Source organism: Anaeromyxobacter sp. SG66 (genome assembly GCF_022690805.1).
Lineage (GTDB): Bacteria > Myxococcota > Myxococcia > Myxococcales > Anaeromyxobacteraceae > Anaeromyxobacter > Anaeromyxobacter soli.
Window position 1 is genome coordinate 1 of sequence record NZ_JALCZC010000142.1, and the last position, 9268, is coordinate 9268.

At 73.5% G+C, this 9268-nt stretch carries 8 protein-coding genes and 1 pseudogene; 6 read left to right on the forward strand and 3 right to left on the reverse strand.

The annotated features are described in order from the left end of the window. The 4 genes from MNZ39_RS21915 to MNZ39_RS21930 all read left to right on the forward strand — a co-directional run. Positions 1-735: hypothetical protein (locus MNZ39_RS21915; RefSeq protein WP_374202554.1), on the forward strand; the 735-nt coding region annotated here is incomplete at its 5' end. 143 nt (positions 736-878) lie between these two features. Next, the gene (gene pssA / locus MNZ39_RS21920; RefSeq protein WP_242341228.1) at positions 879-1733 is read left to right on the forward strand and encodes a CDP-diacylglycerol--serine O-phosphatidyltransferase; all 855 of its coding nucleotides are present in this window, start codon (positions 879-881) and stop codon (positions 1731-1733) included. Between the two features lie 3 nt (positions 1734-1736). Continuing rightward, positions 1737-2324: a phosphatidylglycerophosphatase A gene (locus tag MNZ39_RS21925; RefSeq protein WP_242341229.1), complete on the forward strand. Its 588-nt coding sequence runs from the start codon at positions 1737-1739 to the stop codon at positions 2322-2324. Between the two features lie 15 nt (positions 2325-2339). Continuing rightward, positions 2340-3575 (forward strand): competence/damage-inducible protein A, encoded by a 1236-nt coding sequence (locus tag MNZ39_RS21930; protein WP_242341230.1) that lies wholly within the window; start codon positions 2340-2342, stop codon positions 3573-3575. A 30-nt stretch (positions 3576-3605) separates the two neighbouring features. Here MNZ39_RS21930 and MNZ39_RS21935 read toward each other — a convergent pair whose 3' ends face one another. Next, positions 3606-4040, reverse strand: a complete 435-nt coding sequence (locus tag MNZ39_RS21935; RefSeq protein ID WP_242341231.1) for a hypothetical protein — start codon at positions 4038-4040, stop codon at positions 3606-3608. Between the two features lie 64 nt (positions 4041-4104). On the opposite strand from MNZ39_RS21935, the gene MNZ39_RS21940 reads away from it, so the two are divergent. Both MNZ39_RS21940 and MNZ39_RS21945 read left to right on the forward strand, forming a co-directional pair. Further along, entirely contained in the window at positions 4105-4590 is a 486-nt protein-coding gene (locus MNZ39_RS21940; protein WP_242341232.1) for a hypothetical protein, read from the forward strand. Between the two features lie 85 nt (positions 4591-4675). Continuing rightward, the gene (locus MNZ39_RS21945; RefSeq protein WP_242341233.1) at positions 4676-7852 is read left to right on the forward strand and encodes a hypothetical protein; all 3177 of its coding nucleotides are present in this window, start codon (positions 4676-4678) and stop codon (positions 7850-7852) included. A 49-nt stretch (positions 7853-7901) separates the two neighbouring features. On the opposite strand, the gene recA is transcribed toward MNZ39_RS21945, so the two are convergent. Both recA and MNZ39_RS21955 read right to left on the reverse strand, forming a co-directional pair. Continuing rightward, positions 7902-8924, reverse strand: coding sequence for a recombinase RecA (gene recA, locus MNZ39_RS21950; RefSeq protein ID WP_308197078.1), 1023 nt, complete (start codon positions 8922-8924; stop codon positions 7902-7904). 57 nt (positions 8925-8981) lie between these two features. Next, positions 8982-9268, reverse strand: a pseudogene (locus MNZ39_RS21955) (ATP-dependent protease); the annotation flags it as partial.

Here is a 9268-nt window from a genome sequence, read left to right on the forward strand (position 1 = left end):
GGCACGCTGCGGGCGCGCGACCTGCGCGCGGTGGGGGGCGGCTGCGGCGCGCGCGTCTCGGGCGGCGCGCTCGAGGGCGCGGACCTCGCGCTCGACGGGGACGTCGGCCTCGTCGTGGAGCGCGGCGAGGCCACCCTCGTGGGCGGGCACCTCCACGGCGCCCTCTCCGGCGCGACCGTCCACGGCGGCACCGCCACGCTCCGCCACCTCGCCGTCGACGGGCCCTCGCGCGAGGCGGGCCTCGCCGTCGCGGGCGGCGCCGCGCACCTCGAGGGCGTGGTCATCCGCTCCCCCGGGCCGGCCGGCATCGCCATCGCGGGAGGCCGGGTGGAGGGAGCGGCGGTGGTCGTCGCAGGTGTGAGCGAGGAGCAGGGCATCCCGGGGGCGTGCGTGCAGGTGCGCCGCGGCTCGCTCGCGCTCTCCGCGAGCACCCTCCTGCGCTGCGGCGGCGCGGCCGTCGAGGCGTCGGGCGGCGAGGTGCGCCTCTCGAGCGTGGACGCGTCGGGAGGCGCCGCCGGCGGGATCGTCCTGCTGGACGGCGCCACGGCGGTGCTGGACGGCAACCTCGTGACCGGGCACGGACCCGCGCTCGCGCTCGGGGGGGGCTCGCGGGCGACCGCGCGGATGAACCGCTGGTGGGCGGACCCGGTGTTCTGGGTGGACTGCGGGAGCGGCGCCCGCCTGGCGCTCGGGGAGGGGGAGCGCGCGCGGACCCCGTGCGGCGGGTCTCCTTGACGCGAGGCGTCCGTCTCGACAAAAAAACCCGCCCGTGACAGCCTCTGCCGTCGCCGGTCGAGGGGGCGGGCGCGTGGTCCTGCGCCCGGCCCGAGTCACCGGCACTGCGCCGAGGCCGGCGACCTTAGGAGGGTGGCGCGGAAATGCAGATCAACCTGCGCAAGGCGATGTTCGTGCTCCCGAACCTGTTCACGGTGAGCTCGATCCTCCTCGGCTTCTACGCGCTCACGCTCTGCGCCGGCGAGGCCACGCCGCTCCAGCTCTACCAGGCGGCGCTCGCCATCTTCTTCGCGATGTTCTTCGACGCGTTCGACGGCCGCGTCGCGCGCATGACGAAGACCCAGTCCGACTTCGGCGTGCAGCTCGACAGCCTCGCCGACGTCATCTCCTTCGGCGCGGCGCCGGCGCTGCTCGTCTACAAGTGGGCGCTCGCGCCGCTCGGCTTCCTCGGCTTCTTCGTGTCCTTCGCCTTCGCCGCCTGCGGCGCGCTCCGCCTCGCGCGCTTCAACGTCCTCGCGCAGCGCGGCGACAAGGGCTCCTCGCGCTTCTTCGTGGGCCTGCCCATCCCGCTCGCCGCCGGGACGATCGTCTCGCTCGTCATCGCCCACTACCGGCACTTCGCCACGACCACCGACCCGGCGACCCGCGTCCCGATCGCGCTCGTCGTCGGCCTGCTCGCGTTCCTCATGGTGTCGACCGTCCGCTACCGCACCTTCAAGGACGTCCACCTCTCGGCGCGCAGCCTCACGATCTTCGCCTTCTTCACCCTCGCGGGCGTCGGGGTCGGCATGGCGACCCGCGCCTCGTTCGTCCTCGTGGTCTACATGGCCGCCTACATCGCGCTCGGCCTCGCCGAGGCGCTCCTGGCCCGCGCGCGGCCCGCGCCCGACAAGGCCTCGCTCCCGCCCGCCATCCGCGCCGAGCTCGAGGCGGACGAGGCGCTCGAGCCGGAGCCCGAGGACGTCGAGGACAAGCCGCAGCAGGACGAGTACATCTAGCGCGTGACCGGCTCGCCGTCGCCCGCCAGCCCTGACCTCCTCTCCCGGCTCCGCGCCCGCGGCCTCCGCCGCACGGCGCGCCCGGCCGCGCGACCCGACGCCTGGGTGCTCCTCGCCGCCTGGGGTCCGTGCGGCTACGCCCCCGTCGCGCCCGGCACCTTCGGCACTCTCGGCGCGATCCCCGTGTACTGGGCGCTCTCGCGGCTCTCCCCGTCCGTGTACCTCGTGACGGTCGCCGCGCTCGTGGCGCTCGGCGCCTACGCCGCGCAGCGCGCCGGCGCGTACTGGGGGGTGGCCGACGCGTCGCCCATCGTCATCGACGAGGTGGCGGGCTACCTCGTCACGGTCGCCCTCGTCCCCTTCTCCTGGCCGGCGGCGCTCCTCGGCTTCCTCTTCTTCCGCGTGTTCGACGTGCTGAAGCCCTGGCCGGCCTCGGCGTTCGACCGCGTGAAGAACGGGTTCGGGGTCGTCATGGACGACGTGGCGGCGGGTGTCTTCGCCTGGGCCGCGCTCCAGCTCGTCGCGCTCGCGCTGCGCGCCGTCGCCGGCTGCGGCGGCGCGGGCTGGTGGTGCGCGCCGCTCGGGTCGTAGCGGAGGTCGCTCGCGATGACGCTCCACGTCGAGATCCTCTCCACCGGCGACGAGCTCCTCACCGGGCAGGTGGTGGACACGAACTCCGCCTGGCTCATGGACCGGCTCTGGGATCTCGGCGTCATGGTCCGGCGCAAGACGCTCGTGGGCGACGATCGCGCCGACCTCGACGCCGCCATCCGCGAGACGACCGCGCGCGCCGACCTCGTGGTGATGAGCGGCGGCATGGGGCCGACCGAGGACGACCTCACGAGCGAGCGCGTCGCCGCGGTGATGGGCGTGCCGCTCGAGCTGCACGAGCCGTCGCTGCGCGCGCTCGAGGAGCGCTTCCGCCGCTTCGGCCGCGCGCTCACCCCCAACAACGAGAAGCAGGCGCGCTTCCCGCGCGGCGCCGAGGTCGTGCCGAACCGGTTCGGCTCGGCGCCCGGGTTCGCGGTGCGCATCGGGCGGGCGGAGGTGGTCTGCTTCCCCGGCGTGCCGCTCGAGTTCCGGGGGCTCGCCGACGAGTGGCTCCTGCCGCGGCTCGCGGCGCGGCTCGGCGAGGTGCCGGCGGGGCGGGTGCTGAAGCTGTTCGGCGTCCCCGAGTCGCACGCCGACGACGCGATGCGGCCGCTCATGCGCGATCCCGCGAACGCGGACGTCCGCTTCGGCTTCCGCGCGCACTGGCCCGAGGTCCACGTCAAGTGGACCGTGCCCGGCCCGGACGCCGCTGCGCGCGCCGACCGGCTCGCCGCCCAGGCCCGCGCGATCTTCGGCGACGCGGTGTTCGGCGAGGGCAAGGAGGAGCTGCCGGCCCTCGTCGTCGCGCGGCTCGCCGCCCGCGGCGAGCGCGTGGCGCTCGCGGAGAGCTGCACCGGCGGGCTCGTCGCCGAGCTCCTGACGGACGTGCCGGGCGCCTCCGCGGTGCTCGACCTCGGCGTCGTCGCCTACGCGGACGCCATGAAGGAGGCCGTGCTCGGCGTCCCCCAAGACGTCCTCGCGGCGCACGGCGCCGTGTCGGAGCCGGTCGCGCGCGCGCTCGCGGAGGGGGCGCGCCGGGTCGGGCGGGCGACCTGGGGGATCGGGATCACCGGCATCGCCGGGCCGACCGGCGGGACGCCGGAGAAGCCGGTCGGGACGGTGCACCTCGCGCTCGCCGGGCCGTCCGGCACGAGCGCGGTCGAGCGGCTCTACCGCGGCGGTCGCGACCGGATCCGCAGCACCGCCGCCCACGAGGCGCTGAACCTCCTGCGGCTCGCGCTGCGCGCCTGACGGCAGCGCGCCGCGCCGCTACCCCGGCAGCTACTCGCAGAACAGCTCGACGAAGCGATCCCAGGAGACGAACCCGGCGGCGGTCTCGACGAGCTCCGCGTACAGCGCCGCCGCGCCCGCCAGGAGCGCGTCGAGCGGCCTCGGACGGTAGCGTCCGGTGAGGCCGCCCTCCTCGAGCACCCGACGGACCAGCGCCTGCACGTTCACCGCGCGGCCGTCGAGCTCGCCCTCACGGTCGAGGAGCCAGCCGATGAGCTGCCCGATCCGCTGCCGGACGGCGACACGCGGGTCCGCCCCGCCCGCGGCGAGGGCCTCGTTCACGGCGTCGGGCGGGGCGTCGCGGACGACGAGCCACGTGAGCGAGCGCTCCACCTCGAAGCCGGCTCGCGCGAGCGCGGCGCGGCAGCGGGCCTCCTCGTCGGGGCCACAGCGGATGCGCACCACAGGCTCGATCCTCGCGGTCACGCGCGGTTCGTTACCACCCGAGCGCCGCCTCCGCAACGGAGCTCACCGGCCCTATGATGCGCGGGTGACCACCGCCGACGACGCCGCGCTCGAGCTCCTGCGATCCCGGAGCGGCCTGTCGATCGACGACGAGGGCCGCTTCCTCCACCTCGGCGAGCCCATCACCCACGCGCGCACGCTCGACGTCCTCTGGCGCTCGCTCGCGCGCGCACCCGACGGGAGATGGCTCGTGCGCGTGGGCCGCGAGTCCGCGTACGTCGAGGTGAAAGAGACGCCCTACACGGTGCGGGGCGTGCTGCAGGAGACGCCGGGCGGGGCGCCCGTGCTGCTCCTCTCCGACGGGACGCGCGAGCCGCTCGATCCCGCCACCCTCCGCCTCGGCGACGACGGCGTGCTCCGCTGCGCCGTGAAGGGCGGCGAGCGCGCCCGCTTCACCCGCGCAGGCCAGGTGACGCTCGGGTTCGCCATCGAAGAAGACCCCCCAGGGACGGGACGCTATGCCATCACCATCGGTGGGACCCGCTGGCCCATCCGCGCCGCTTCGCGCTGAGCGGCGGCGGTACACGACGCCTGCGTCGGACGGACCTCCTTTCGGTTGCTCGCCCGGAGGGTCCCTCCTACGTAGTGTTGCTCGGATGAGAGTCCTCGCGTTCTGCGCCCTCGCGCTGCCCCTCGCGGCCGCCGCACAGCTCGGCCCGAGCCCGTCGCTCGGCGAGGCGATGCACTCGATGGACCGCATGGAGGCCGAGAAGCCTCGGCCCCGGCGCGAGCTCGAGCAGACCTTCATCCTCCCCGAGCGCCCCGGGCAGAACCAGGTCGCCTGGTTCAGCTTCGACTGGCAGTTCATCGACGTCCCGCCGCCGGGCGGCGGCCCCGGGGGCCTCCGGCTCTACTACTACCGGAACGAGCTCGCCCAGGCGGAGCGGGCGCTGCCGGCGATCCAGAGCGCCTACGCGCGCCTCGTCGATCAGTTCCACTACAACCCGACGAAGCGCATCCCCTACATCCTCTACGCGACGCAGCGCGAGTTCCAGACGCAGAACGTCTTCGCCGTCACCGAGTCGGTCCTGGGCGTCACCTCGCCCGAGGACCTCAAGATGACGGTCCCGTACTTCGGTGATCACGCGCGGTTCATCGAGGTGTCGACGCACGAGATGGTGCACCAGTTCACCATCCAGAAGCTGCTCGAGGCCGCCGGCGCCGAGGAGATGTCCTCGCCCATCGCGTACCTGCCGCTCTGGTTCATCGAGGGCATCGCCGAGTTCTACTCGAAGGGCGGCATCGACACGGAGACGGACCTCTACCTCCGCGACCTCGTCTGGAACCCCGAGCCGCGCAAGGGCTACGACGTGCTGTCGTTCGGGGAGGACCGGATCCGCGGGTACATCCCGACCTACAAGCTCGGCCAGGCGCGGATCGCCTTCATCGCCGACCAGTACGGCCACGAGAAGATCCAGGCGTTCCTGGAGAACGCCTACCTCATGGGCGACGGCGGAGGCGGCTTCGGCGGCGGCCCCGCCGCGGGCGGCACGACGCGCAACTTCGGCGCCCTCGTGCGGCGCGTGCTGAACGAGCCCATCGAGCAGGTCGACGCCCGCTGGCGCGCGTGGCTGAAGCGCCGCTACTACCCGCAGTACCTCGAGGCGAAGCACGATCTCCCGCAGCTCCGGGAGCTCCGGCAGCTCCCCTCCGAGCCCGAGGACTTCGTCTCCTCCGCCGACGGGAACCTCATCCTCTTCCGCGGCATCGACCGCGAGAAGGGCCGCGCCCGCCTCTACCTCGTCGACGTGCGCAACCCGCGCAGCGCGGTCGAGATCGTCTCGGACAGCGTGCCGGGGTTCGAGTCCCTCCACCCCGTCGAGTACGGGGTGCTCGGCCTCGGGGACGGGATCCTCGCGTTCTCGGCCCAGGACGGGATCGGCGACCGCCTCCACGTCCAGCGCTTCCGGCACAAGCTCAGGGAAGGACGTCCCCCGCGCATCGAGCTCGGCCGGCGCAGGAAGCTCGACGTGCACACCGAGCGCGGCCAGCCGTTCATCCAGATCTCCGACCCCGCCTTCTCGCCGGACGGGTCGCAGATCGCGTTCGCCGGCGTGTCCACCGACGGCCAGTCGGACATCTACGTGGTCCCGGTGAAGGGCGGCGTGGCGCGGCGCATCACGCAGGATCCATACGTCGAGAAGGACGTCGCCTGGGGAAAGGACGGCATCTACTTCTCCTCGGACGCGACCGACCACGGGCGCCTCAACCTCTTCCGCATCGATCCTTCGAGCGGCGAGCGCACGCGGCTCACCACCGCCGCGAGCACAGACCGCGCGCCGTTCCCGCAGGCGGACGGCTCGGTCCTCTTCACCTCGGACGTCTCCGGGAAGCCCGACCTCTACCTGCTGAAGGCGGGCGCGGTCCAGCGGATCACCGACTTCACCACCGGGCTCACGAGCCCCGGCCCCTCGCCCAAGGGGCGCGGCGTGTTCGCGAGCACGTTCTACGGCGGCGTCTTCCGGATCGTCGAGGTGCCCAAGGTCGCCTGGCTCGAGCAGCCGAGCGTGGCCGTCCTGCCGCCCACCGGAGACGTGCTGGAGATCCCGAGCGGTACCTGGCCGGAGCAGGTGAAGGACTACGACGCGTTCGCGATCCGCAACTGGCGCCCGGAGGCGGGCTTCGTCTACGGGGGCGGCGCGGGGAGCGCCGTCGCGGGGCGGGCCGCGGTGCTGTTCTCGGACATGCTCCGGGACAACGTCCTCTTCGTGGACCTCTCCGTCTACGGCTCGTTCGACTACACCCAGGGGCTCCTCCTGTTCGAGAACCGCGCGAGGCGGCTCTCCTGGGTGCTCGGCGGGTTCCACTTCGTCCAGCAGAACCTCGATCGGCTGGACCCGAACCTCGCCTACTACCAGCGTGACTTCGGGGTGGTCGGCGCGCTGCGCTACCCGCTCGATCGCTTCCGGCGCGTGGAGACGGAGCTCACGCTGGGCGGCGTCCAGCGCTACTGCCTCACCGACTTCTCGGGGGCGGTGACGCTGCTCTGCCAGGGCCCCACGCTCACCACGGGCCCGTACACCTCCACGCGCGACTGGGAGAGTCGCAACGGCGGCGTCAACTTCACCATCTCGCCCACCGTGCGCTACGGCTACGACACCATCCGCTACGATCAGTACACCGGGCCGGTGGCGGGCAGCTCGCTCCTGCTCGAGCTCGGCGGCGGGTACCTCCCCGGGCGCGAGGCGGTGCACGGCTTCTTCCGCGCGGACACGGAGAAGTTCTGGCAGCTCGTCGGCCGCTCGAACTTCATGCTCCGCGCCGCGGGCGGGACGACGTTCTCGCCGAACGAGAAGGGCCGCGTCTGGGAGAAGAGCTGGTGGCTCACCTCCGCCGACAACCTGCGCGGCTTCTACCCGCTCGATCTCGAGTTCCTCATCGGGCAGCACTACTACGTGGTGAACGCCGAGCTGCAGTTCCCGCTCGATCCGCTCATCCGCCTGCTCATCTTCGACTACCTGGAGGGCGTCGCCGCCCTGGACTTCGGCGGCGTCTTCAACCGCTGGGAGTCCAAGACGAGCACCGTGCTCGTCCCGACGTACGACCCGACGACGGGGAGCCCGCTCGCGCCGATCGCCCTGGAGCGGTTCGAGCCGGGCGCCTGGGACGCGCGCACCCTCACCGGCGTGCTCGGCGTGAACGTGCTCTTCGGACCGCTCCTCCTGCGCGTCCACTTCGGCCACCCCTTCGACATCGGCGGCCTGCAGACGCCGGCCCTTCGCGACCACTCGCGCTGGGTGACGAACATCACGCTCCGGTACTTCTTCTTCTGATCCCGCGCGGCGGGGCGGGGACGCCAGCGTCCCCGTCCGCGCCGCGCCCTCACCCCACCGCGGCGAGCGCCGGCGCCGCGGCGCCCGCCCCCTCCCGCACCCGCGCGGCGAGCCGCTCGAAGGCCTCCGGGTTCGCGCGCAGCCACTCGATGGCGCGCTCGCGGCCCTGCCCGATCCGCTCGCCGTCGAGCGCGAAGTAGGCCCCGGACTTCTCCACCACCCCGCGCTCGACGCCGAGGTCGAGCGCCTCGCCGTGGCGATCGACGCCCGTGCCGTAGCGGACGTCGAACTCCGCTTCCCGGAACGGGGGCGCCACCTTGTTCTTCACGACCTTCACGCGGGTGCGGCTGCCGACCACCTGATCGCCGTCCTTCACCTGCCCGATGCGCCGGATGTCGAGCCGGACCGACGCGTAGAACTTGAGCGCGTGCCCGCCGGTCGTGGTCTCCGGGTTCCCGAAGACCACGCCGATCTTCATCCGGATCTGGTTGATGAAGACGACGAGCGACTGGTTGCGCGACACGACCGCGGTGAGCTTCCGGAGCGCCTGGCTCATGAGACGCGCCTGCACGCCCATGTGCGCGTCGCCCATCTCGCCCTCGATCTCCGCCTTGGGCACCAGCGCGGCGACCGAGTCCACCACGATGAGGTCGATCGCGCCCGAGCGCACGAGCTGCTCGGCGATCTCGAGCGCCTGCTCCCCGGTGTCGGGCTGGGAGACGAGCAGGTCGGCGAGGTTCACCCCCAGCTTCCGGGCGTAGGTCACGTCGAGGGCGTGCTCGGCGTCGATGAACGCCGCCACCCCGCCCTGCCGCTGCACCTCGGCGATGGCGTGCAGCGCGAGGGTCGTCTTGCCCGAGGACTCCGGCCCGTAGATCTCGACGACGCGCCCGCGCGGCAGCCCGCCCACCCCGAGCGCGAGGTCGAGCCCGAGCGACCCGGTGGGCACGACGGCCACCGGCGCCGGCTCGTGCCCGTCCCCGAGCCGCATGATGCTCCCCTTCCCGAACTGCTTCTCGATCCCGGCGAGCGCCTGTCCGAGGGCCTTCATCTTGTCGCTCAGCTTCGTCACGTCGTCCTCCTCGCCCCGCGGTGGGGCACCAGTCGCGCCGCTTCGGCGGCGCGGGTCTCACGAGAGCGGCCGGTCCAGCGCGCGGTACTGGATCGCCTCGGCGACGTGCGGCGCGCGCACCGCCGCCGAGCCCTCCAGGTCCGCGATGGTCCGGGCGACGCGCAGCACCTTGTCGTGCGCCCGCGCCGAGAGCCCGAGCTTCTCGACCGCCGCCTGCAGGATGCGGCGCCCGTCGTCGTCCGGCGTCGCCGCGCGCCGCAGGGCGCCGCCGCGCAGGCGGGCGTTCACGTTCGCCCCGCGCCCTCCGGCGCGCCCCCGCTGCACCTCGCGCGCGCGGGCGACCC

Excerpts from the sequence above, each read along its gene's own strand:
- pssA (WP_242341228.1), top strand. The coding sequence starts at position 879 with ATGCAGATCAACCTGCGCAAGGCGATGTTCGTGCTCCCGAACCTGTTC.
- MNZ39_RS21930 (WP_242341230.1), top strand. The coding sequence starts at position 2,340 with ATGACGCTCCACGTCGAGATCCTCTCCACCGGCGACGAGCTCCTCACC.
- MNZ39_RS21945 (WP_242341233.1), top strand. The coding sequence starts at position 4,676 with ATGAGAGTCCTCGCGTTCTGCGCCCTCGCGCTGCCCCTCGCGGCCGCC.